This is a genomic window from Yoonia sp. SWMV100 (genome assembly GCF_056108365.1).
The window spans coordinates 111,684-135,057 of the sequence record NZ_JBWBAQ010000005.1; the positions used below are offsets into that span (position 1 = coordinate 111,684).

The following is a 23,374-nucleotide window of genomic DNA, read 5'->3' on the forward strand; positions in this document are numbered from 1 at the left end:
GCCGGGCCGTACGATTGAAACTTTGGTGTGTGGTGTGCCATACGCAAACGACCTCGGGGGGACACATGATCGGGACTGTACGCGCCATTGCCATCGTATTTCTGCTAACCTTGCCTGTGTTGGCATGGGGGCAGGATATGCGCATATCAACAGTGACGAGGCCGCCGTTCTCGTTCGCGCAGGATGGTGTGGAAACCGGATTTTCGTTAGACCTTTGGTCGGCAATTTCCCAAGATCTGGGCTGGAGTTATCAGATCACCCGGTTTGACCGTTTCGCCGATATGTTGGCGTCGGTCAAAGACGGGCAGGCCGATGCAGCCATCGCCAATATTTCGATCACAGCCAGTCGCGAAGCCGAGATGGATTTCACGCAGCCCATCTTTGATGCGGGGTTGCAGATTATGACCTCTGCTGATGGTGGCACGGTTTCCATTTGGCAATTACTTTTGTCTTGGGACTTGTTGATTGCGATTATGCTGGCGTTTGCGATCCTGTTTTGCGGGGGAATGCTGATGTGGCGACTAGAGCGACAGCATCAGGACTACTTTGACCTTCCCGCGACCAAAGCGATGTTTCCGGCGTTCTGGTGGGCGTTGAACCTCGTGGTCAACGGCGGATTTGAAGAACGACAGCCACGATCGCCTCTGGGCCGCGTTTTTGGCGTTTTTCTTGTTATTTTTTCTTTGTTTGCGGTGTCTTTGTTTGTCGCCCGGATCACCGCTGTTTTAACAGTTGATGCCATTCAATCGAATGTGTCCGGAATCAACGACCTGTATGGCAAGACAGTCGGCACGGTGGAATCGTCCACCGCGGCTGCATTTCTTGATCGCCGTGAACTTGCCTATGTCAGCTACACAAGCCCACAAGACATGATTGCCGCGTTTGAGGAACGGCAAGTCGATGCCGTCGTTTTTGATGCCCCGATCCTGAACTATTATGTCGCGCACGAAGGGCGGGGTGTCGCGCGCATGGTAGGGAGCATATTTGACCCGGAAAACTATGGCATCGCGCTTCAGTCCGGCTCTGCGCTGACCGAGCCAATCAGTCAAAGCCTTCTGAGGTTACGCGAAGATGGCACCTACGATGCGATCTATACCAAGTGGTTTGGCACCAACTAGTGGCGAGTTCCGTCGTCGCCTTCAAAAAACGGCGTCATCTGTGCGACGATGACACTGTTTTCCTCCAGTGCGCGCTGCATCAGTTCTTTTTCTTCGTCGGAAATATCGTGGCCCTCTTCGAGCCTTTCTTCGAGCGTGCCATACCCGGAAACATCAAGCGGTGATAGGTCTGCCTGCTTAAGGATTGCGACGGTTTCGCGCACGGCTTCGGCTTCGTCGACGCCGCTGGCATAGCACATCAGCGCGGCGCCGGTCGCACCTTTGGGCAGGCCGTCGTTTGCGTTGCGCCCCACTTCGACCAATAAGGTGAAAACCTTTTGGCGGCTTTCTTTTTTAGTCATTCAGAATCCTTTTCTTCCCAGCGCGATTTCGCCGCCCAAAGAGAAGAGATGATAATCACAATCTGCGCGGGCAGATAGATCACCAGCATCAGAAATAAAATGGTCCATATCAGCGACATTTGCATGACATAGGTCATGGTCACAGCGGGCATCCAGATTGCCGCCAAAAATAGCCCAACGATGACCGCGTCAGCCAACACAAGCAGCCATGCCGCCCGCCGCGAGGGGCGTTCCCCCGCCGCGATACGTTTGCGTGCTAGTGTTCTGCTGAACAGCATTTAGTCACGCAGCAGTTCGTTGATCCCGGTTTTTGACCGGGTGCGTTCGTCCACGCGCTTAACGATGACTGCGCAATAAAGGTTCACGCCATTTTTCGATGGCAATGATCCTGCGACGACGACCGAATAGGGCGGTACTTCACCGTAGGTGACGTTGCCGGTTTCGCGATCGACGATCTTGGTCGATTGGCCGATGAATACACCCATGCCCAAGACAGACCCTTCGCGGACGATGCAGCCCTCGACGACTTCGGAGCGTGCGCCAATAAAGCAGTTGTCTTCGATGATGGTCGGGCCAGCCTGCATGGGTTCCAAGACGCCGCCGATACCAACGCCACCCGACAGGTGCACGTTTTTACCGATTTGGGCGCAGGATCCGACGGTTGCCCATGTGTCAACCATCGTGCCTTCGCCGACATAGGCGCCAAGGTTGACGAAAGACGGCATCAAAACAACGCCGGGCGCGATAAAGGCCGATTTGCGCACAATGGCGTTCGGCACAGCGCGGAAACCGGCGGCGCCGAATTCTTCGTCGCCCCAGCCTGCGAATTTGCTGTCGACCTTATCCCACCAGCCCGACCCCTGCGGGCCGCCGGATTGAAAATCCATGTCCTTGATGCGGAACCCCAGCAGCACGGCCTTTTTGGCCCACTGGTTGACGTGCCACGACCCGTCGTCCTGCTTTTCGGCGACGCGCAATGTGCCGCTATCGAGCGCGTCCAGCGTGTCTTCGATTGCTTCGCGGGTCTCGCCCGATGTGGCGGGGGTGATTGTGTCGCGGGCTTCCCACGCGGCTTCGATGGCGGTCTCAAGGGCGGCGTTAGACATCGGGATCTCCGGTTTGTTCTGGTCACTTGTTGCTATGGGCTATAGACCGGAAAAGCCCAAAAGCGCAATCCGAGGAAAACACATATGCAAGACGATCGCCGCCATCCGCTTCGCGACAGTACGCAAGACCGCGAAGCCGCGCGCCATATACCTGACACGCCGCAGACCCGTGCACCGTCATATGCGCTGGCGTTTGCAGACAATGACTTCTTGTTGCGTGAAGAATTGCGTCCTGTGCGTTTGCAGTTGGAGCTTCTGAAACCAGAGATGTTGATGAACGAGGCCGGGATCAATACCACCGTCGTTCTGTTCGGCGGTGCGCGCATACCTGCGCCCGAAAATAAATCAACGGCGCGCACACAGACTTTGGCCGATCTTTCGGACTATTACACCGAGGCGCGTACATTTGCGCGCTTAGTGACAGAGCAATCGGTCAAGGCTGGTGGCACCGATAATGTCATCGTCACAGGCGGCGGGCCCGGAGTGATGGAGGCGGGCAGCCGCGGCGCCGCTGATGCGGGGGGGAAATCAATCGGGCTGAATATCGTGCTGCCGCACGAGCAGGCCCCGAACGAATACGTGACCCCCGAGCTTTGCTTTAACTTCCACTATTTCGCGATCCGCAAAATGCATTTCCTGATGCGGGCTTCTGCCGTCTGCGTGTTTCCGGGCGGGTTTGGGACGCTGGATGAAATGTTCGAGGCGCTGACACTGATCCAGACGGGCCGCATGGCGCGGGTACCGTTTTTGCTGTTCGGCAAGTCGTTTTGGGAAAAGATTATCAATTGGGATGCTTTGGCAGATGCGGGTACGATTTCCGAAGATGACCTAAAGCTATTCCGCTTTGTCGATACCGCCGAAGAAGCCATTGCCGCAATGGAGTCCTGGGAAGGCAAAGGCGAGAAACGCGGTGCGATTCCGGGGCGCTAAACATGCAAAAAGCAATCATGGTGATGGGCGTTTCAGGCGCGGGAAAATCGACAATTGCAGCTGGATTGGCAAATGCGCTGGGTGGCGTGTTTTTGGACGGCGATGATTACCATCCCCAATCGAACGTCGACCACATGGCTGCGGGGCATCCACTGACCGACGAGATGCGCTGGCCTTGGCTGGATGTGTTGGCATCCGCTGTTAACGCAGAGCGCCAGAACCACATAACTGTTTTCGCGTGTTCGGCGCTGAAGTCGCGCTATCGGAATTATTTACGGGCGGCGGTCCCCGGGCTTCAGATTGCCTATCTCGATGCACCACAAGCAGTTGTGGCCGCGCGACTAGCGCAACGCAAAAATCACTATATGCCGTCCAGTCTACTTGACAGTCAGTACGCCGCGCTTGAGGTGCCAGCGTCAGCCGAGGCAGTTGTGTCCATCGCGCAACCGATCGAGGACATTATTGCGGCTTTAGCCCAGATCGTCTGACGGAATCTCCAAGAACTGCATGGGCGGAACTTCGGGGTGTCGGATCGCCTGCATCGCTGCCTGCGCGAGGAAATTACCTGCGACGCCGACCTGCTCTGAGATCGTCAAGATATCAGCCCGGAAGAGTTTCAGAAAGGGCAGCGCTTCTTTGCTAAAGACGTCGATTTGGTTGCCGACCTGAAGCTCGCTTTGTTCAATTGCGGCAACCGCGGCCATCGCAGACGAGGTAGACCCCGTAATGACCGCGTCAATCTCTGGCTGTGCAACGAGGATGGATTTTACAAATTCAACGATATCGGCGCTTCGGCTATCGCTGGTGATCGGGTCTGCGATGGACACTGTGATGCCCAAATCGACAGCCGCCTGACGGGCGCCCGAAATCATATGTTGGGCATAGCTTTGCGCGGCAGGTGGGGCGATGACAAGCACATTTTTGCGCCCACGCCCGGCAAGTTTGTGCACAGCTATGTTGCCGAATGCACTATTATCAAAATCGTAATAGGGGTGACGGTCTGACCAGTCCGATCGGCCATGTGTCGCAAATGGAAAATTGCGTTCCATCAGGTAGGCAACGCGCGGATCTTGTGGGCGCACCTGATTGATGATCACCGCATCAGCAGACCGTGTTTCGACGATATACCTGACGGGTTCAAGCGGATCCTGATCCGGAAAAAACGGGGTGACGTTCAAATGAAATGGCGTATCCCGCAGGCCGCTCGCCACCGAAGAAATCAGCCGCGCGGTGTGGCTCATCAAATCATGTTCAGTGGACATCACAAGGCTGATGACGTTGGTGCGGCCTGTCCGCAGACGTACGCCCGCGCGGTTCGGGACATAGCCGACCTCTTTGGCGATTTTCCGAATCAGCTTTTTCGTTTCGCTGCCAATGTCCGGTGCGTCATTCAGTGCGCGCGACACTGTGGGCACCGCAAGACCACTTATCCGTGCAATCGTTTTGAGCGTTGGCTTGGCTTCTCTTGCGCTGACAGCTGTTGTGCTATCAGGGCGTTTATTTTTTTCCGACATTGCGGTTTTCCTCCCAAATCAGGACAGAATGCCACCATGACTCCCTCCTCGAAGTCGCAGTCATAATTCTAAATCTATATAAGTATCAATCGCTTATAACCTGTATAGACGCCCTATCTCAACTCTGGCTTAATTTTACTTGCTAGGTCAATCTAAATCGATATAGCCTTCCTACAACGATTTAGAACCAGGGAGGAGAGAATCGTGAAACTCACAACAAAACTGATGGCGTTTACCGCTATTGTCAGTGCGTCGTCGGCTTCGGCAGTCGAACTAGAGGTGATGCATTGGTGGACTTCAGGCGGGGAAGCAGCGGCTGTTGCTAAATTTGCCGAAGCTTGGGATGCCTCAGGAAATACTTGGGTTGACGGTGCCATTGCTGGCGGTGGCGACACAGCGCGCCCCATCATGGTGAGCCGCATCATCGGTGGCGATCCACCCGCAGCGTTCCAGTTCAACCACGGTCGTCAGGCTGAAGAACTGATCGAAGCTGGCCTGCTGCTTGACCTGACTGATGTTGCCGAAGCCGAAGGCTGGGCCGATATCGTAAACCCGCCAACATTGCTTGATGCGTGTACAGTGGATGGCCGCATTTATTGCGCACCTGTCAACATTCACTCTTGGCAGTGGATGTGGTTGTCGAACGGGGCCTACGAAAAAGCAGGTGTGCCTGTTCCAACCAACTGGAGCGAATTTACCGAGACGGCGTCTGCCCTAGAAGCCGCTGGCATCACACCACTTGCGATGGGCGGTCAGTCCTGGCAGCAAAACGGCGCGTTTGGCGTGATGGCGCTTGCGCTTGCAGGCCAAGAAGCCTGGACAGCCGTAAACGCAGACAAGAACGCCGATGTGGCGCGCGGTCCAGAATACCAACGCGTCTTCGAAGCATTCGGTGCTGCGCGTGAATTGTCTGCTGGCCTGAACGTTCAAGACTGGAACCAAGCAACTGCTGCGGTAATCAACGACACCGCTGGTGCGCAGATCATGGGTGACTGGGCGCAAGGCGAATTCGCTGTCGCAGGCGAAGTTGCCGGCACAGACTATTCCTGTTTGCCTGGCTTGGGTGAAGTTGCGCTGTTGTCTACGGGTGGCGACGCATTCTACTTCCCTGTTGTGGATGATGCAGAAATCACAGCTGGTCAAAAAGAACTGGCTGCCCTGTTGCTTTCACCACCTGTTCAGGTGTCTTTCAACTCTGCCAAAGGTTCACTCCCTATTCGCGGCGATGTTGACCTGACAACGGTGAACGAGTGTACGCAAAAAGGTCTCGACCTTCTTGCCGCTGGCGACATCGTTCCTGATGGGGCTGCGTTGCTGTCGCCTGACACAACCACACAGCTGAACGACCTGATGACCGAGTTCTGGAACACACCGTCCATGACACCTGCAGAAGTGCAGGAGCAGTACGCTGCCATCATCGCTGACGCAGACTAATCGCGTCACCCGCTAACGTGCACGGGCCCTCCTTCTTGGGGGGCCTGTGTCACGGAATAGCTTTACTACCTAGGGAGGAATAAATGGCGCTTTCCGATGCCACAGATGCTGCTGCACATGCACAGCAGGGCACCCCAGCCCGAAAACCGACACGCATTTTCAAGAACATGTCATCAAAGATTGCGTCTTTGCCGATGATGTTTACCGCACTGGTCATCTTCGTCGGTGGCACGGTGTGGACCATCGTTTATTCTTTTACCAGCTCCGGGCTTTTGCCGCGCCTTAAATGGGTCGGCTTGGATCAATACGAGCGTCTATGGAATAGCCGTAAATGGCTGGTGTCGATTGAAAACCTTGCCATCTATGGCATCTGCTCTTTGATCCTGACGCTTGTGATCGGATTTACGCTCGCTGCCTTGCTAGATCGCAAAGTGCGTGGCGAAGGCGTTTTGCGCACCATTTTCCTTTATCCCTTTGCGCTGTCGTTCATTGTAACAGGCCTTATTTGGCAGTGGATACTGAACCCCGAACTGGGCTTGCAAAACGTTGTGCGGGACATGGGGTGGGAATCGTTCACGTTTGACCCGCTGCATAATTCGTCACTCGTGATGTTCGGTTTGCTGATTGCCGGGCTGTGGCAGGGCACTGGTTTGATCATGTGCATTATGCTGGCTGGTTTGCGTGGCATCGACGAAGACATCTGGAAAGCTGCACGTGTGGACGGGATCGGAACGGTCAAGACCTACATCCGCGTGATTATCCCGATGATGCGCCCTGTTTTTGTGACCTCTCTGGTGCTGATCGGGTCGGGTATCGTTAAGCTGTATGACCTTGTTGTCGCCCAAACATCTGGCGGACCGGGGCTGAGTTCGCAGGTGCCAGCGATGTACGTGATGACCTCGATGTTTGGCGGCCAAAACTTGGGCCAAGGTTTTGCTGCATCGACCATGATGCTTGTCAGTGTTGTGATCATTCTTGTCCCTTGGGCTATTCTTGAATTCGGAGGGAAGAAGCGTGTCTGATTCTCAAACTATGGCAGCACCTGCCGCCCTTGCCGCCGGTCCGCGTGGGCCAAAACCGAAACGCCGCTTCACCCGTGGCAATATCATGGTCTACGGTACGCTAATCGTTATGGCGCTGTACTATGCGCTGCCACTTTACGTGATGATCGTGACCTCGCTTAAGGGGCTGCCTGAAATTCGGATGGGCAACATCTTTGCGCCGCCGATGGAAATCACCTTTGAACCGTGGGTCAAAGCCTGGGCACATGCCTGCACCGGAATTAACTGTGACGGGTTGTCGCGCGGGTTCTGGAATTCTGTGCGTATTCTGATCCCATCGGTCGTCATCTCGGTCATTGTGGCCAGTGTGAACGGCTATGCACTGTCGATGTGGAAATTCAAAGGATCGGAAGTATTCTTTGGCATTCTGATGATCGGGGCGTTTATTCCCTATCAGATCATGCTTTACCCGATCGTGATCCTGTTACGTGAGGCCGGGCTTTATGGATCTTTGACAGGTCTGGTGCTGGTGCACGTTGCCTTTGGTATGCCGATCAACACATTGCTGTTCCGCAACTACTTTGCGTCGATACCCGAAGAACTGTTCAAAGCCGCCCGCGTTGATGGCGCAGGGTTCTGGGCAATCTTCTTTCGGATCATGCTGCCGATGTCGCTTCCGATTTTTGTTGTGTCCTTGATCATTCAGGTGACCGGCATCTGGAACGACTTCTTGTTTGGTGTGACCTACATTTCGTCGCCTGATCGGTATCCGATGACCGTCCAGCTTAATAACATCGTGAATTCGGTCCAGGGCGTTAAGGAATACAACGTCAACATGGCCGCCACGTTGCTGACCGGTCTGGTTCCTCTCGTGATTTATTTTGCCTCTGGCAAACTCTTCGTACGCGGCATTGCTGCCGGCGCTGTCAAAGGCTGATACATATGACTTACTCTATCGAAATCAAAAACCTCGACCTGTCGTTTGGCGCTGTGAAAGTGTTGAAAGACCTGAACCTGAACATCGGTGAGGGCGAATTCCTTGTGCTGCTGGGATCGTCCGGTTGCGGCAAGTCCACGTTGTTGAACTGCATCGCCGGCCTGCTTGAGGTGACAGATGGCCAGATCCACATCAAGGGCAAGAACGTAACATGGGCCGAACCATCAGAGCGCGGCATCGGGATGGTATTCCAGTCTTACGCGCTTTATCCGCAGATGACGGTCAAAGGGAATCTGTCGTTCGGTTTGAAAAACGCCAAAGTGCCCAAAGACGAAATCGAAAAGCGCGTCGCGCGTGCGGCAGAAATTTTGCAGATCGCGCCGCTTCTTGATCGCAAACCGGGCGCCTTGTCTGGCGGTCAGCGTCAGCGGGTCGCGATTGGCCGTGCGCTGGTGCGTGATGTGGACGTGTTCTTGTTTGATGAACCTTTGTCCAACCTTGATGCAAAGCTGCGTGTCGATCTGCGTGTCGAACTGAAGCGGCTGCACAACCAGTTGCGGAACACGATGGTTTATGTGACCCACGATCAGGTCGAAGCCATGACTTTGGCGGATCGCATCGCCGTGATGAAGGGCGGCAAGATCATGCAGCTTGGCAGCCCGGACGAGATTTATAACCAACCTCGTAACCTCTATGTCGCTGACTTTATCGGCAGCCCGTCAATGAACTTTTTGCAAGGCCACCTGACGGCTGGTCAGTTCAAAGTCGATGATATGGTGATGCCAATGACAGGCTATGAATTTGCGGCACCGCAGACTGCAGACCGTCCTGCCGTCATCGGTATCCGTCCAGAACATATCGTCACTGGTGAATTGGTGAAAAACGCGCCATTGCGGTACGATGTGACCATCGATCTGGTTGAGCCAATGGGGTCTGACACGTTGGTTTATGCTAAACTGGGCCAACACATTTTCCGTGTCCGAATGGATGGTCAGGCCCGCGTGCGGGCCGGTGAAATATTGCAAATTGGTATCGACCCATCGCGTGCTTCATTGTTTGATAAAACAACAGAGGACCGCCTGTGAGTCATGTGAATTTGTCGGGGGCTTGGGCGCTGGTCGATGACAGCGGCGCCTATGCTTGCCCGATGATGATGCCTACTGATGGGATTACGGCCCTGCATGATGCGGGCCTGATCCCTGACCCTTACTGGGGGCGCAACGAATATGACCTGCGCTGGATTTGCGAACGCGACTGGACAGCGACACGCGATTTTGACCTGACGGACATCGACGTTGATCTGGTGCTGTCCGAGGTTGATACCGTGGTCACTGTACGGGTCAACGATCAGATTGTACTGACCGCTGAAAACGCGTTTCGGTCATTCCGCGTCAATCTGTCTGCTGTGGCAAAGGTTGGCACGAATACAGTCAGCATCACCTTCCATTCGCCCGTTGTTGCCGGTGGGAAAAAGCAGGCGGCGCATCCGTTCCCCTTGCCGATCAGCAAGAATTGTCCAATCCCGGACGGGAATATGTTGCGCAAACCGGCTTGTGATTTTGGCTGGGACTGGAATATCGCGCTCGCGCCGTTTGGCGTATATGGCACAATGGCGGTTGAACCGTCGGCAGCGGCGCGCATAGATCGGTTGGCGGTGACGCAAACCCATAACAAAGGCACTGTGCTGCTGGGTATCACTGCATTCACAGCCAACCATACCGGCGAGGTCTGTGCGTCAATCGCCGGGCAGACGGTGACCGGGACAGCAAAGAACGGGATCTGCACGCTCGATGTTCAGATCGACAACCCGGATCTGTGGTGGCCTGTTGGTCAAGGCGAACAGCCGCTTTATGACCTGTCAGTGACTGCGGGAACAGCGACAAGCGTGCGCCGCATTGGTCTGCGCCACATGGAATTGGTGACTGACACCGACGAGGCCGGGCTTGGTTTCAAGTTTCGGATCAATGGGCGTGACGTCTTTTGCAAAGGGGCGAACTGGATTCCCGCCGACGCCTTGCCGGGGAAAATTACGCAGGCCAAAACGCGTGACCTGCTGCAATCGGCTGTCGATGCCAATATGAACATGATCCGTGTCTGGGGCGGTGGCCGCTATGAGCCAACATCGTTCTATGATGCATGCGATGAACTGGGGCTGTTGATCTGGCAGGACTTCATGTTTGCCTGCAATCTGTACCCGTCTGACAACGCCTTTTTGGCCGAGGTCCGCGCCGAGGTCGCGGATAATGTTTCGCGGATGCATCATCATGCCTGTATTGCAATCTGGTGCGGCGACAATGAACTGATCGGGGCGCTGGGCTGGTATGACTGCAGCATCAACGACCGTGACCGGTATCTGGTGAATTACGACCGGCTAAATCGTACGATTGAAACACAGTTGCTGGAAACCGATCCCGCCGCCATCTGGTGGCCGTCGTCACCATCGCCGGGACCAATGAACTTTGGCGATGCTTGGCATGACGACGGATCGGGCGACATGCATTTCTGGTCAGTGTGGCACGAAGGCCGCGACTTTGATCACTATCGGGATGTCAGCCCTCGCTTTTGTTCGGAATTCGGGTTCCAAAGCTATCCTTCGATGAATGCGGTACGCAAATTTGCAGACGCGGCGGATCAGAATATCGCGGCGCCCGTTCTGGAAAGCCACCAAAAGAATACCGGTGGAAATGCGCGGATTGCGGAAACCATGTTTCGCTACTTTCGCTGGCCAAAGCACTTTGACGATTTTGTCTATTTGTCACAAGTCCAGCAGGGGCTTGCGATCAAGACAGCGGTCACACATTGGCGCAGCCTAAAGCCGCGGTGCATGGGCACGTTGATCTGGCAGTTGAACGACACGTGGCCTGTTTGTTCTTGGTCATCGCTGGATCACGGCGGGGACTGGAAATTGATGCACCATATGGCACGGGATTTCTATGCGCCTGTGATCGTAACGGCAGTGCCGATGGACGGCGATTTCGTGCTGCGCGCCGTGAATGACACCCCGGAAGGGTGTGATGTGACGGTGACCGTCTTTGCGGTGAATATGGCGGGATCCATGCGAGAGATAAGCCACGGCGAAGAAACAGTGACGACCACTGCCGTCTATTTTCTGTCTATTCCTGCGGCTGCACTGCAAGCGGACGAAATGCTGCATTACACGTGGGCAACGTCCAGTGGTGAAACGGGCAGTGATACGTTTGCGCCCAAACCCTACAAGGATTACGACCTGCCTGCCGCGAACCTGCTATACCGTGTGAACGGGAATGACATTTCCATCACCTCGGATGCGCTTGCGCTGTTCGTCGCGGTGGAAGCTGACGTGCCTGGTCGATACGATGACAATGCGTTCACGATTTTGCCAGGCGAAACCAAAACGGTGCGGTTCACGCCCACCAACCCTGACGATACCCCCACATTTACGCTGCGCGACCTGCACAGCGCGACTTATGCTTAAAGGAGGGCACGATGCCTCAGATTTCTTACCAACTTTACTGCTCGCGGAACTTTCCGCCTTTGGGTGCCACGCTAAAGATGCTGGCCGACACAGGCTTCAAGGAGGTCGAAGGCTACGGCGGGCTTTTTGGCGATCTTGACGCGCTCAAGGCTGGCCTTGACGCGACTGGTCTGAAAATGACCAGTTCGCATATCGGGCTTGATATGGCCGAAGATGATGCCGCCAACATGATTGCGATGGCCAAAGATCTGGGCACGCAAAAAATGATCGTCCCATTTGTGATGCCCGATGCACGGCCAAAGGATGCGGCTGGCTGGGCGGCGTTTGGCACACGGCTGTCAGAGGCTGCAAAGCCGTTCCAGGACGCCGGATTGGTCTTTGGCTGGCACAACCACGATTTCGAATTTGTCGCAACAGAGACTGGCGAGCTGCCGTTGGATTTGATTGCGGCCGCGTCCGACGATCTGATGCTAGAGCTTGATCTGGGGTGGGTGCTGCGCGCGGGACTAAGCCCGGTTGACTGGATTCAGAAATATGCAGGCCGGATCACCGCCGCGCACATCAAAGATATCGCGCCCGCCGGTGAAAACGCTGACGAAGACGGTTGGGCCGACGTCGGTCACGGTGTCCAAGATTGGCCGGCTATTCACGCGGCTTTGCAAGCGACAGGCGTGAACCACTATGTCATCGAACACGATAACCCCAAAGACCATGCACGGTTTGCACGCCGTAGCTTGGCCGCCATCCAACAATTCTAAGAGGTTTACCATGACACAACTTGGCGTCGGCATCATTGGATGCGGCAATATTTCGACCTCGTACCTGAAGCTGGCACCGCTGTTCAAGTCGCTGGATGTAAAGGCAGTGGCCGATATTAATATGGACACGGCACGCGCGCGCGCGGCTGAATTCGGCGTCCGTGCTGAAACGGTCGCTGACCTGCTGACCGCAGACGACATTGATGTGATCGTCAACCTGACGATCCCGGGTGTACACTTTGCCGTGACCAAACAGATCCTTGAGGCGGGCAAACACGCCTATTCGGAAAAGCCACTGGTTCTGAGCCTTGAAGAAGGCAAAGAACTACGTGATCTGGCTGCGTCCAAGGGGCTGCGCATCGGGTCAGCACCCGACACATTCCTGGGCGGGTCACATCAGTTGGCGCGCGCCCAGATTGACGCAGGCAAAGTCGGCAAGATCATCGGTGGGACCTGTCACGTGATGGGGCATGGCATGGAAGCATGGCACCCCAACCCTGATTTCTTTTTCCAACCCGGAGGCGGCCCGGTTTTGGATATGGGCCCGTACTATATCACCAACTTGATCCAACTGATGGGTCCAGTGAAATCAGTCACGGCACTGACAACCGCCACTTTTGCGACGCGGACCATCGGGAATGGTGACCGCATTGGTGAAACCGTTCCAGTCGAAACGCCCACCAACATTCAAGCGTTGCTTGAGTTTGAAAATGGCGCGACGGTGACATTGGGCGCAAGCTGGGATGTTTGGGCGCATCGCCATGGGCATATGGAATTGTATGGTGAAAACGGATCGATCTTTTTGCCAGATCCTAACTTTTTTGGTGGTGATGTCGAAATCAGTGGCGAAAACAAAGAGATTACGACCGTCGCACCGTGGGATCACCCGTTCAGCATCGCCAACCAAGAGGAAAAAGCGAATTATCGCTGCGCAGGTCTGGCCGATATGGCCACTGCGATTGCCGAAGGACGACCACATCGCTGCAACATCGACGTCGCGTTGCACGCTGTCGATGTGATGACGAGCATTTTGAAAGCGGGTTCCGAGCGTCGTTTTGTTGACATGACAACCACGTGCGAACGCCCCGCCGCATTGTCACCCGACGAGGCACGCGCCCTGTTAGCGTAACGTTGCGTGTTTTATGCACCGCAGTCTGAAGGATTGCGGTGCATTATTTTTCAGGCTGTCTGTTCCAATGTTGTTTGGCCTTTTGCAGCAGATGCGCGTGGCATCCGACTGGACAGAGCGGTTGCCCGACGTCGCAAGTCATTGCGCACGGCATCGCGCACAATTTCGCCAATAAGAATTTCGTTGCGCCCTGCCAAATGTTCTAGGGCGTCGTGAAGTTCGGGGGGTAAATTGATCAAAATATGTTTCATGCCCCAGTGCTACCGAGGCATGATAAATTTATGGTTAAAGACCTGTCTCCTGCGCGATTTGCGCACGGCTTTTGCGTTCACGTTCGGTCGCGGATTTCAGCTGACCGCAGGCGGCCATGATGTCTTCGCCACGTGGTTTGCGCACAGGCGACGAATATCCCGCCTTGTAAACGATATCGGAAAACGCGCGAATGCGGTTATTCGACGACCGTTTGTAGGGCGCGCCGGGCCATTCGTTGAACGGGATCAGGTTGATCTTGGCGGGGATGCCTTCGATCAGTTTCACCAGACGGCGGGCATCATCGTCGCTGTCGTTCACGCCGTCCAACATCACGTATTCAAAGGTAATGCGTTCGGAATTCGATGCCTTTGGGTATGCGCGCAAAGCGTCAAGAAGATCGGCGATCGGCCAACGTTTATTGATCGGGACCAGCGTATCGCGCACGGCGTCGGTGGTCGCATGGAAGGATACGGCAAGCTGGCAACCGATCTCATCCGCGGTGCGGGCGATCTCGGGGACGACACCGGATGTGGACAGCGTGATGCGGCGGCGCGAGAGGGCGATGCCTTCGGGGTCGAGCGCAATTTTCATCGCGTCGCGCACGTTTTCAAAGTTATAAAGCGGTTCGCCCATGCCCATCAGCACGATGTTTGACAGCAGGCGCGGTGCGGCGGTGTTGCGCACGCCTTGCACGGGCCATTCGCCCAGATCGTCGCGGGCGACCATGACTTGGCCGATGATTTCGCCAGACGTCAGGTTGCGGACCAGTTTCTGAGTGCCCGTGTGGCAGAACGAACAGGTCAGCGTACAGCCGACCTGACTGGAAATGCACAGGGTGCCGCGGTCGGTTTCGGGGATATAAACCACCTCGACCTCGTGACCGCCGGCGATGCGGACCAGATATTTGCGGGTGCCGTCTTCGGAAACCTGCCGCGTCACGACTTCGGGCAGGGATATCACAAAGTTATCGGCCAGTAGCGCACGGTATTCTTTGGACAAATTGGTCATTTGTTCAAAGTCGCGCACGCCCCAATGATACAACCATTGCCAGATCTGGCCAGCGCGCATTTTGGCCTGCTTTTCCGTGGTGCCAGCTGCGATCAGCGCGTCGCGCAGGGCAGGACGGGTCAACCCGACAAGGTTCACCGGCCCGTCGGGCAGTTTGCGCGGGATCGTCAGGACGTCCTGTGTGATGGGGGCCTTGGAATCCATTGGGTGCTCCAGATCAGGGTTAGACACCGCATATAAGAGAAACGCGGCAGTTTCACAAGAAAAGCGATTGCGGTCAGACGTCAGGTCGCGCGACGGCGTGGCGCCCGTCGGTGAATCGCGGATTCAACCCGTATTTTCCGGATAACTGCACAGTCGGCGTGACGTCGAAAAAGTGTCGGACAAGGGGGCAGGCAGGGGGTGAAACACACTTTGTCAGCCGAAAGAATTGTGGTCAGATGATGCACAATTCAGCTAACCCCCGCAGATTTACACGGCGATGGGTCCGCTATGCAAAAAAACGGACCGCTGTCTCCAGCGATCCGTTGAAATTCTGGGGTTTGATCGTTCGTATCAGCCAGCGCATTGCGCGGCGGCTTCATCTACTGCGGCGGTAAAGCCGAGCAGGCTGAAGGTGTCTTGGGTCTGGGTGCCCCGGCCAGAGCGCGCCGTGACAACCGCATCGGCCCCGCGTTTCATTGCTGCGACAAATTTTGCGTCGTCTTCGGCGCTCGCGGGCCAAGCAAATTCACCTTCGGTGAACATGTCATAGTTGGTGTCGCCGATTTTCACGTTGACGGTTGATCCGCTGGCGAACGGGTAGCCGCCTGCAAACATCACCTGACCTGCCACGCTTTCAGACGGGCGGTAGAAGATGATCAGTTGGATTTCACCGCGCCGCACGGTGACGACGTTGCCGTCACGGCTGTTCACGGTTTCGACGGGGGCTGAAACTGCCCAGCATTCTTTGGGGTCACTTTCGACGTAGACGGCCCAATCAGTGTTTGCCGCGACACGGTTGTCGCTCGCGCTTTGTGATGTTGCGCCGGTTGCCATCAGCGCGAGCGCTATCCCGCCAAATGTGCGTGCCATTTTAAAAATCATGTCGCAGCCTCCAAGCTGTCTTTGCCTCGTGCGATCCGTGCCATATTCCCGCGACTTATTGCGCGTTTTTGTGGTGGCATGACCTGTATTAACCCGATACCCTTATGTCTAACAAAAAAGCACAGTGCGGGGAAAGCCCCCAAAACGCTGTTCGGCGCGCTAATGCAATCACATAAACGATCCAAAAAGGCAAAAGAATGACGAACCCGGTTGATTTGGTTGAAGTTTGGCGGGGCGATCTGCTGGAATGTGTGCATCAGGGCCATGCGGTGATCTGTGATGGATCTGGCGAGATTGTGAAAGCTTGGGGCAATCCAGAGGCCGTCATTTTCCCACGGTCGTCGTGTAAAATGATCCAAGCCCTGCCGCTTTTGGAATCGGGTGCGGGTGCGCATCTGACCCAGGAACAGTTGGCGCTGTCGTGTGCGTCCCATAATGGTGCCGCCATTCATACCGACCGGGTGGCCGCATGGCTGCGTGATCTGGATTTGACAGATGATGATCTGCGCTGTGGGTCACAGGTGCCCGGTGATACGGATGCCCGCGATGCATTGATCCGCGCCCATGAAACACCTTGCCAGATTCATAACAACTGTTCGGGCAAGCATGCTGGTTTTTTGACGCTGAACAAACACCTGCGCGGCGGACCGGATTACGAAAAGCCGGATCATCCGGTGCAATTGGCGGGTAAGGCGGCCTTCGAGGAAACCACCCAAGAAACCAGCCCTGGCTATGGTATCGATGGCTGTTCGGCCCCAAACCACGCCTCCACGTTGCACGGTTTGGCCCGGTCGATGGCGTTTTTCGCCAGCGCCCATGATCGGTCTGATTTGCGCAGCACGGCCGCCGTAAAACTGCGCGAGGCGATGATGGCCTTTCCAGAACTGGTGGCTGGGGAAACCCGTGCCTGTACCGAATTGATGCGTGCGATGGGCGGCAAAGTTGCGATCAAAACCGGAGCAGAAGGTGTGTTTGTCGCGATCCTGCCGGAAAAACGGTTGGGGATTGCGTTAAAGGTGCGCGACGGTGCCACCCGCGCCAGCGAATGTGCAATTACTGCTATTTTGGTGAAATTGGGCGTGCTGGACCCAAATCACCCGGATGCGATCAAGCGGATGACCCCTATTCAGAAAAACTGGCGCGGTACGCAGACCGGGTTTATCCGGCCTGCGGCGGCGCTGCGATAACGGCGTATACGGTCACACCGGTCTGACATGCCCTTCGTCTGGGTCTGACGGAGGCATCGGTCGCCTTTTTCGCAGAAACCGATCCGCGCGCTTGAACACGTCGGCGTTGCGCGTCACACATGGGGCAGTGGGCACCTGTGTGGCGTCTTTTTGGAACTGACAGACGAAAATGGAGCGGCCATGTCCTTTACCCTTGCGACTTGGAATATCAATTCGGTGCGATTGCGCGAAGGCATCGTTGCCAAGCTGATGCGCGAAGAAGCGCCGGATGTGTTATGCTTGCAGGAATGCAAAAGCCCGGTCGAAAATATCCCGTTGGAACAGTTTCAGGCCCTTGGCTACACCCACATGGTCGCCCGCGGCCAAAAGGGGTATAATGGCGTCGCGATTTTGTCAAAGCTGCCGATCAAAGAGGTGGGCGCATATGATTATGCCAGCCTGGGTCATGCCCGCCATATTGCGGGGCAGTTGGACAATGGCGTGATCATCCACAACTTTTATGTGCCCGCTGGCGGGGATGTGGCTGATCGCACGGTCAATGAGAAGTTTGGTCAGAAATTGGATTACCTGACTGAAATGCGCGATGCATTTCACGCGGATAGACCGCAAAAGTCGATCCTTGTGGGTGATTTGAATATCGCGCCGCGAGAAGATGATGTCTGGGATCACAAGAAACTACTGAAGGTCGTTAGCCACACACCGATCGAGGTGGAACACTTTGCCGATGTGATGGCGTCGGGCGGGTGGGCAGATGTGACCCGCAATGATGTCCCCGAAGGAAAATTGTATAGCTGGTGGTCGTACCGCGCCAAAGATTGGGACGGGGCCGATAAGGGTCGCCGCCTGGACCATATATGGGCCACCGATGACATCAAAAACGCCGGCCACAGCAGCCGCGTGTTACGTGTTGCGCGAGGATGGGAGCAACCCAGCGACCACGCGCCGGTATTTGCGACATTTGACATTTAGACCCATGCACCATCGTTGATCGCGGGTATTTCGTGCGGCCCATCAGCCCAAGAACGCTTTCAACGCTTGCAACTGTTGCGTAAATCCGCGACATGAGCGGCTTGCCTTGTCTGATTTGTTGAAAAACGTGCGGGGTGTTGCTACCTTTAGGGTAGCCCTCGCGCCGAGGGTATGTCGGCGCACATTTCAGGAGGACAATGAACTGTCTCTTACACCTTCGACCGCTGATGCGGTCCACGCCGGAGCCCACGCGATGAGTGCTCTTAAATCTGCGAACAGTGACACGCTTTTGGCGGCTGTTCTGAAATCCCTTGATGACGACAAAGGCGAAGATATCGTGCAGATCAATCTGCGCGGCAAATCGCAGATGGGTGACTATATGGTCATCGCGTCAGGTCGGTCGACCCGTCAGGTAAGCGCTATGGCGGAAAAGCTGACCGAGCGTCTGAAGCAAGAGTTTGGCGTTATGTCAAAGATCGAAGGCAAGGATGTCGGCGATTGGGTTCTGATCGACACAGGCGATATTATCGTGCATCTCTTCCGTCCGGAAGTGCGTGAATTCTATCAGCTTGAAAAGATGTGGCAGCCCGGAACCGTATAGGGGTCTGATGCGTGTCCATATTTGCGCAGTGGGCCGGTTACGGCAAGGCCCCGAGCGCGATCTTTACGACGATTATCTGACCCGGTTTGACCGCACGGGCCGGGCGCTTGCGCTGGGTCCGGCGCAATTGATCGAGGTAGAGGATAAGAAAGGCGGCGGGATGCCCGCCGAGGCGACGCTGTTGCAGCGCGCCATTCCGCCCGGATCATTGATTTGCACAATGGACGAGCGCGGCAAGCTGATGACATCGCCGGACTTCGCCCGGATGCTGGGTGGCTGGCGTGATCAGGGCCGCCAAGATGTGGCGTTTGTCATCGGGGGCGCTGACGGCATCGACCCTGATCTGCGCGCCCAGGCCGATGCGTCGTTGAGTTTTGGCAAGATGGTCTGGCCGCATATGTTGGTCCGCGTCATGCTGGCCGAGCAATTGTACCGTGCCGCGTCCATTTTGTCGGGTGGTCCTTATCATCGGGCGTAGCGCCGCCTCCGGCGGGAGTATTTTATACAAAGCGAGGGTGCAGTGTGTTTTGTTTGTCGCGCGTCTGCGCTAGACCATGCGCAACACCCGAAATGGAGATGATCTGATGTCTGTCCCAAAACCTGTTGTCCTGTGTATTCTTGATGGTTGGGGGTTGCGCGACGATCCGACGGGCAATGCGCCCAAGCTCGCCAATACCCCCAATTTTGATGCTGTGATGCGAGGGCCCCATGCCCAGTTGCTGACCCATGGGCGCGATGCCGGGTTGCCGGGTGGGCAGATGGGTAATTCCGAGGTGGGCCATACGAATATCGGTGCTGGCCGCGTGGTGGCGATGGATCTGGGACAGATCGAACTGGCGATCGAGGATGGCACATTCCCTGATGCCGAACACCTGCAAACATTTATCGCAAAGATGAAAGCCAGCGGTGGCCGCGCCCATTTGATGGGGGTGGTTTCTGATGGTGGTGTGCATGGCCATGTGCACCATATCGTCACCGCAGCGCAGGTATTGGCGGATGCCGGCATCCCCGTGGTGATCCATGCGATCACCGACGGCCGCGATGTTGCACCTTCGTCGGCGAAGGACTTTATGCAGGTCTTGCAAGATGGTCTGCCCGACGGTGCGCAGATTGTCACGGTCATTGGCCGCTATTACGCGATGGACCGCGACAATCGCTGGGATCGCGTGAAAACTGCCTATGACGCGATGGCCGATGGGCAAGGCGCCAAGGCCGACACGCCGCAGGCCGCTATTGATGCAGCCTATGCGGACGGCAAAACCGACGAATTTATTCCGGCGACTGTCATTGGCGATTATACCGGATTTAGGAACGATGACGGGTATTTCTGTTTGAATTTCAGGTCCGACCGCGCCCGCGAGATTCTGGCGGCGATTGCTGACCCGGAGTTTGATGGTTTCGTCCGTCCGCAGCCTGCGTTGGCTGCGCTTTTGGGCATGGTCAGTTATTCCGACCGCCATGACGCGTGGTTTGACGCAGTGTTCCCCAAGCGCGATATTCAGAATACGTTGGGGGCTTGGGTGGCCAAGCATGGCTTGCGTCAGTTCCGGCTTGCCGAGACCGAGAAATACCCGCACGTCACGTTCTTTTTGAATGGCGGTATCGAGGATCCCGCGCCGGGCGAAGACCGCTTTATGCCCAAATCCCCCAAGGTTGCGACGTATGATTTGCAGCCGGAAATGTCGTCAGGCGAAGTCACCGATGCTTTTGTCGCGGCCATTGGTGCGGGGTATGATCTGATTGTCACCAACTATGCCAACCCTGATATGGTCGGCCACACCGGCGATCTGGCCGCAGGCATCAAAGCCTGTGAAGCAGTGGACCGTGGGCTGGGGCAAGTTATCGCGGCGCTGAAAGACGCGGGTGGTGCGATGATTGTCACGGCGGACCACGGCAATTGTGAAACGATGATTGACCCTGAAACCGGCGGGCCACATACGGCGCACACGTTGAATCCGGTGCCTGTGGCGTTGGTTGGTGGTCCCGCTGGTGTCACGTTGCGCGATGGGCGATTGGCGGATTTAGCGCCCACTGTTCTTGATTTGATGGGCTTGGATTTGCCGCCTGAAATGACCGGGCGCAGTCTGATCCAAAAATGAAGCTTACTGTCGTTTTCATGTGCCTTGCGTTGCCTGTTTGGGCGCAGTCGCCCGATCAGGCGGCGCGTGCGGCGATTACGCAGTTGCAGAACGCACAGGTTGCGTTGCGATCGGCGGATGCATCGCGTGACCAGATTGCGGCGCTGACCGAAACTGTCCAAGCCTACGAGGCAGGGCTAGGCGCGCTGCGTGAGGGGCTGCGTCAGCTGACAGCCGAAGAGCAGGATTTGACAGGGGATTTGACGGCGCGCCGCGCCGAGCTGGGTCAGTTGTTGGGCGTGCTTTCAACCATTTCGACCACGCCGCAGCCTGCGCTGCACGGTCAACCGCGCGGTCAGATTGATGCTGCGCGGGCTGGAATGTTGGTGGCGGATGTCAGTACGGGGCTTCATGCGCAGGCAGAGGCGTTGCGGCTTCAGTTGGCGCAGGTACAGGGTTTGCGCGCGCTGCGTGACGAGGCAGAGCAGTCGTTGATGGACGGGTTGACCGGCGTCCAAGATGCGCGCGCCGCTTTGGGGCAGGCGGTATCAACGCGCAGCGATCTGCCGCAGCCATTCGCGGATGACCCGACCCAAACGGCGCTGTTGCTGGCCAGCACCGAAACCTTGGCGCGGTTTGCAGATGGATTGTCGGAAAACTTGCCAGCGGCGGACGCGACCCTGACGCCCAGCGGCAATTTGCCGTTGCCGGTCGCGGGGATCGTTCAGCCGACCCAAACGGGGCGCGATGGGTTTTTTATTGCGGCGCAACCGCATGCTTTGGTCACCGCCCCGGTCGCGGCCACGATCCTTTATGCCGGACCATATCGCGAAGACGGCAACGTTGTGATCCTTGAGCCGACAGCCGATGTACTGTTTATTCTGTCCGGCATGGAGACCAGTTTCGGGCAGGTGGGGCAAATCGTGCCTGCGGGCACGCCGTTGGGGTTAATGGGTGGAGATGCGACAACCGTTAACGGTATTTTGACTGAAATCGGCGCCAATCCTGATGAAGTGGCGATGCAGACCCTTTATCTTGAGGTCAGAGACGGGCAGAGTTCGGTCAGCCCGGACGCGTGGTTTGCGCTGGAATAGACATAGGACGTGGAATGAAAAAGTTGATGACAGCCGCTGTTGGCGGCGCGACGCTCGGGCTTTTGGTGACCAGCCAAATCGCGGGTCCACTGTTTGCGCAAGAGGCGCTGACTGAAAGCAGCGTTTACGAGCAGCTTGATCTTTTCGGAGATATTTTTGAACGCATCCGCACGGATTACGTGCAGGACGTCAACGACAAAGACCTGATCGAAGCCGCGATCAACGGGATGCTGACATCGCTTGACCCACATTCCAGCTATCTGTCTGCCGACGATGCCAACGCGATGCGTGTGAGCACATCAGGCGAATTTGGCGGTCTTGGGATTGAAGTCACCCAAGAAGAAGGTTGGGTGAAAGTCGTGTCGCCGATGGACGGCACGCCTGCGGATGCAGCCGGCATTCTGGCGGGTGATTATATCACCGGCGTCGACGGCGAAAGCGTGATGGGCCTGAATTTGGACGAGGCCGTCGACCTGATGCGCGGCCCTGTCGGGTCGGAAATCATTATCACGATCGTGCGCGAAGGCGAAGTTGAACCATTTGATGTGTCGATTATCCGCGACACCATCAAACTGACCGCCGTGCGCAGCCGGACCGAGGGCAAGGCCGTGGTGTTGCGCATCACGACATTTAACGAACAAACATTTCCGAACCTGCAAGCCGGGATCGACGAACAGGTCGCCGAGGCAGGTGGGATCGACAACATCGACGGTTTTGTGCTGGATCTGCGCAACAACCCCGGTGGTTTGTTGAACCAAGCAGTGTTTGTATCCGACGCGTTTCTGGATGCCGGTGAAATCGTGTCGACCCGTGGTCGCGAGGCCGCCGATGGTGACCGTTTTAACGCCACCCCCGGTGATTTGGCGCAGGGCAAGCCGATTGTGTTGCTGATTAACGGTGGTTCTGCGTCAGCGTCTGAAATTGTCGCGGGGGCATTGCAAGATCACCGTCGTGCGATTGTCGTTGGCACCAATTCATTTGGCAAAGGCTCTGTGCAGACGATCATTCCGCTCAGCGGGGATGGCGCGATGCGGTTGACGACAGCGCGGTATTATACGCCGTCTGGCCGCTCTATTCAGTCGCTCGGCATTTCCCCCGATATCATTGTCGAACAGCCACGCCGTGCACCTGACGCGGAAGACGAAGACGCGGCAAGTGCGATGAACCCGCGCACAGAGGCATCGTTGCGGGGTGCGTTGGACAATGACAGCCTGACCGAAGACGAGGTCAAGCAGATCGAAGAGGATCGCGCCCGCGCCGAAGCCGCCGCCGCCCTGCGCGAAGACGATTATCAGCTTGCTTATGCGATTGATATTCTCAAGGGGTTGAACGCCTTTGGCCCGACATTGGCGTCCGGGAACTAAGTATTTGGCCCAC

At 56.3% G+C, this 23,374-nt stretch carries 24 protein-coding genes; 17 read left to right on the forward strand and 7 right to left on the reverse strand.

Translation table 11 applies throughout. The features are described 5' to 3' along the window. Positions 1 to 65: 65 nt before the first annotated feature. Positions 66 to 1,118 carry a transporter substrate-binding domain-containing protein gene (locus ACXJGX_RS12605; protein WP_474782189.1) on the forward strand — a complete coding sequence of 351 codons (1,053 nt, stop codon included), beginning with the start codon at positions 66 to 68 and terminating at the stop codon, positions 1,116 to 1,118. On the opposite strand, the gene ACXJGX_RS12610 is transcribed toward ACXJGX_RS12605, so the two are convergent. From ACXJGX_RS12610 to dapD, 3 genes are read right to left on the reverse strand one after another with little or no spacing between them, the layout of a single operon-like run. Next, a complete protein-coding gene (locus ACXJGX_RS12610; protein ID WP_474782191.1) occupies positions 1,115 to 1,459 on the reverse strand; it encodes a hypothetical protein in 345 nt (114 codons plus the stop codon). The genes ACXJGX_RS12605 and ACXJGX_RS12610 overlap by 4 nt on opposite strands. Then, positions 1,456 to 1,737 (reverse strand): hypothetical protein, encoded by a 282-nt coding sequence (locus ACXJGX_RS12615; RefSeq protein ID WP_474782193.1) that lies wholly within the window; start codon positions 1,735 to 1,737, stop codon positions 1,456 to 1,458. Before ACXJGX_RS12615 ends, ACXJGX_RS12610 begins: the two co-directional genes overlap by 4 nt. Continuing rightward, positions 1,738 to 2,565 carry a 2,3,4,5-tetrahydropyridine-2,6-dicarboxylate N-succinyltransferase gene (dapD, locus tag ACXJGX_RS12620; protein WP_474782195.1) on the reverse strand — a complete coding sequence of 276 codons (828 nt, stop codon included), beginning with the start codon at positions 2,563 to 2,565 and terminating at the stop codon, positions 1,738 to 1,740. 84 nt (positions 2,566 to 2,649) lie between these two features. Here dapD and ACXJGX_RS12625 point away from each other — a divergent pair, with 84 nt between their 5' ends. Both ACXJGX_RS12625 and ACXJGX_RS12630 read left to right on the forward strand, forming a co-directional pair. Beyond that, positions 2,650 to 3,495 (forward strand): LOG family protein, encoded by an 846-nt coding sequence (locus ACXJGX_RS12625; protein ID WP_474782197.1) that lies wholly within the window; start codon positions 2,650 to 2,652, stop codon positions 3,493 to 3,495. A 2-nt stretch (positions 3,496 to 3,497) separates the two neighbouring features. After that, positions 3,498 to 3,983 carry a gluconokinase gene (locus ACXJGX_RS12630; RefSeq protein WP_474782199.1) on the forward strand — a complete coding sequence of 162 codons (486 nt, stop codon included), beginning with the start codon at positions 3,498 to 3,500 and terminating at the stop codon, positions 3,981 to 3,983. Here ACXJGX_RS12630 and ACXJGX_RS12635 read toward each other — a convergent pair. Further along, positions 3,966 to 5,009, reverse strand: coding sequence for a LacI family transcriptional regulator (locus ACXJGX_RS12635; RefSeq protein WP_474782201.1), 1,044 nt, complete (start codon positions 5,007 to 5,009; stop codon positions 3,966 to 3,968). The genes ACXJGX_RS12630 and ACXJGX_RS12635 overlap by 18 nt on opposite strands. 204 nt (positions 5,010 to 5,213) lie before the next feature. Here ACXJGX_RS12635 and ACXJGX_RS12640 point away from each other — a divergent pair, with 204 nt between their 5' ends. From ACXJGX_RS12640 to ACXJGX_RS12670, 7 genes are all read left to right on the forward strand, one after another. Continuing rightward, the gene (locus tag ACXJGX_RS12640; RefSeq protein WP_474782203.1) at positions 5,214 to 6,443 is read left to right on the forward strand and encodes an ABC transporter substrate-binding protein; all 1,230 of its coding nucleotides are present in this window, start codon (positions 5,214 to 5,216) and stop codon (positions 6,441 to 6,443) included. 83 nt (positions 6,444 to 6,526) lie between these two features. Continuing rightward, positions 6,527 to 7,465, forward strand: a complete 939-nt coding sequence (locus ACXJGX_RS12645; protein ID WP_474782205.1) for a carbohydrate ABC transporter permease — start codon at positions 6,527 to 6,529, stop codon at positions 7,463 to 7,465. A 10-nt stretch (positions 7,466 to 7,475) separates the two neighbouring features. Further along, positions 7,476 to 8,381, forward strand: a complete 906-nt coding sequence (locus tag ACXJGX_RS12650; RefSeq protein ID WP_474782472.1) for a carbohydrate ABC transporter permease — start codon at positions 7,476 to 7,478, stop codon at positions 8,379 to 8,381. A gap of 5 nt (positions 8,382 to 8,386) precedes the next feature. Next, positions 8,387 to 9,466 (forward strand): ABC transporter ATP-binding protein, encoded by a 1,080-nt coding sequence (locus ACXJGX_RS12655; protein ID WP_474782207.1) that lies wholly within the window; start codon positions 8,387 to 8,389, stop codon positions 9,464 to 9,466. Continuing rightward, complete coding sequence (locus ACXJGX_RS12660) at positions 9,463 to 11,835, forward strand: beta-mannosidase (RefSeq protein WP_474782209.1); 2,373 nt, start codon at positions 9,463 to 9,465, stop codon at positions 11,833 to 11,835. Before ACXJGX_RS12655 ends, ACXJGX_RS12660 begins: the two co-directional genes overlap by 4 nt. Positions 11,836 to 11,846: 11 nt before the next feature. Then, positions 11,847 to 12,593 carry a sugar phosphate isomerase/epimerase family protein gene (locus ACXJGX_RS12665; RefSeq protein ID WP_474782211.1) on the forward strand — a complete coding sequence of 249 codons (747 nt, stop codon included), beginning with the start codon at positions 11,847 to 11,849 and terminating at the stop codon, positions 12,591 to 12,593. Positions 12,594 to 12,603: 10 nt separating this feature from the next. Further along, positions 12,604 to 13,722: a Gfo/Idh/MocA family protein gene (locus ACXJGX_RS12670; RefSeq protein ID WP_474782213.1), complete on the forward strand. Its 1,119-nt coding sequence runs from the start codon at positions 12,604 to 12,606 to the stop codon at positions 13,720 to 13,722. A gap of 50 nt (positions 13,723 to 13,772) precedes the next feature. On the opposite strand, the gene ACXJGX_RS12675 is transcribed toward ACXJGX_RS12670, so the two are convergent. The 3 genes from ACXJGX_RS12675 to ACXJGX_RS12685 all read right to left on the reverse strand — a co-directional run bounded on the left by ACXJGX_RS12675 (position 13,773) and on the right by ACXJGX_RS12685 (position 16,068). Beyond that, complete coding sequence (locus tag ACXJGX_RS12675; protein ID WP_474782215.1) at positions 13,773 to 13,973, reverse strand: hypothetical protein; 201 nt, start codon at positions 13,971 to 13,973, stop codon at positions 13,773 to 13,775. Between the two features lie 34 nt (positions 13,974 to 14,007). Then, positions 14,008 to 15,186: a dual-specificity RNA methyltransferase RlmN gene (gene rlmN, locus ACXJGX_RS12680; RefSeq protein WP_474782217.1), complete on the reverse strand. Its 1,179-nt coding sequence runs from the start codon at positions 15,184 to 15,186 to the stop codon at positions 14,008 to 14,010. 351 nt (positions 15,187 to 15,537) lie between these two features. Continuing rightward, the gene (locus ACXJGX_RS12685; protein ID WP_474782219.1) at positions 15,538 to 16,068 is read right to left on the reverse strand and encodes an invasion associated locus B family protein; all 531 of its coding nucleotides are present in this window, start codon (positions 16,066 to 16,068) and stop codon (positions 15,538 to 15,540) included. 197 nt (positions 16,069 to 16,265) lie between these two features. On the opposite strand from ACXJGX_RS12685, the gene ACXJGX_RS12690 reads away from it, so the two are divergent. The 7 genes from ACXJGX_RS12690 (at position 16,266) to ACXJGX_RS12720 (ending at position 23,361) form a co-directional block, all read left to right on the forward strand. Then, positions 16,266 to 17,255 carry an asparaginase gene (locus ACXJGX_RS12690; RefSeq protein ID WP_474782221.1) on the forward strand — a complete coding sequence of 330 codons (990 nt, stop codon included), beginning with the start codon at positions 16,266 to 16,268 and terminating at the stop codon, positions 17,253 to 17,255. Between the two features lie 180 nt (positions 17,256 to 17,435). Further along, on the forward strand, positions 17,436 to 18,224 hold the full coding sequence (locus tag ACXJGX_RS12695; protein ID WP_474782223.1) for an exodeoxyribonuclease III: 789 nt from the start codon (positions 17,436 to 17,438) through the stop codon (positions 18,222 to 18,224). Between the two features lie 253 nt (positions 18,225 to 18,477). Next, positions 18,478 to 18,825: a ribosome silencing factor gene (gene rsfS / locus ACXJGX_RS12700; RefSeq protein ID WP_474782224.1), complete on the forward strand. Its 348-nt coding sequence runs from the start codon at positions 18,478 to 18,480 to the stop codon at positions 18,823 to 18,825. 7 nt (positions 18,826 to 18,832) lie between these two features. Next, positions 18,833 to 19,303 carry a 23S rRNA (pseudouridine(1915)-N(3))-methyltransferase RlmH gene (gene rlmH, locus ACXJGX_RS12705; protein ID WP_474782226.1) on the forward strand — a complete coding sequence of 157 codons (471 nt, stop codon included), beginning with the start codon at positions 18,833 to 18,835 and terminating at the stop codon, positions 19,301 to 19,303. 106 nt (positions 19,304 to 19,409) lie between these two features. Then, entirely contained in the window at positions 19,410 to 20,924 is a 1,515-nt protein-coding gene (gene gpmI / locus ACXJGX_RS12710; RefSeq protein ID WP_474782228.1) for a 2,3-bisphosphoglycerate-independent phosphoglycerate mutase, read from the forward strand. Further along, the gene (locus ACXJGX_RS12715) at positions 20,921 to 21,997 is read left to right on the forward strand and encodes a murein hydrolase activator EnvC family protein (RefSeq protein WP_474782230.1); all 1,077 of its coding nucleotides are present in this window, start codon (positions 20,921 to 20,923) and stop codon (positions 21,995 to 21,997) included. The genes gpmI and ACXJGX_RS12715 overlap by 4 nt, the downstream gene beginning before the upstream one ends. Positions 21,998 to 22,011: 14 nt before the next feature. Beyond that, a complete protein-coding gene (locus ACXJGX_RS12720; protein ID WP_474782232.1) occupies positions 22,012 to 23,361 on the forward strand; it encodes a S41 family peptidase in 1,350 nt (449 codons plus the stop codon). Positions 23,362 to 23,374: the final 13 nt, after the last annotated feature.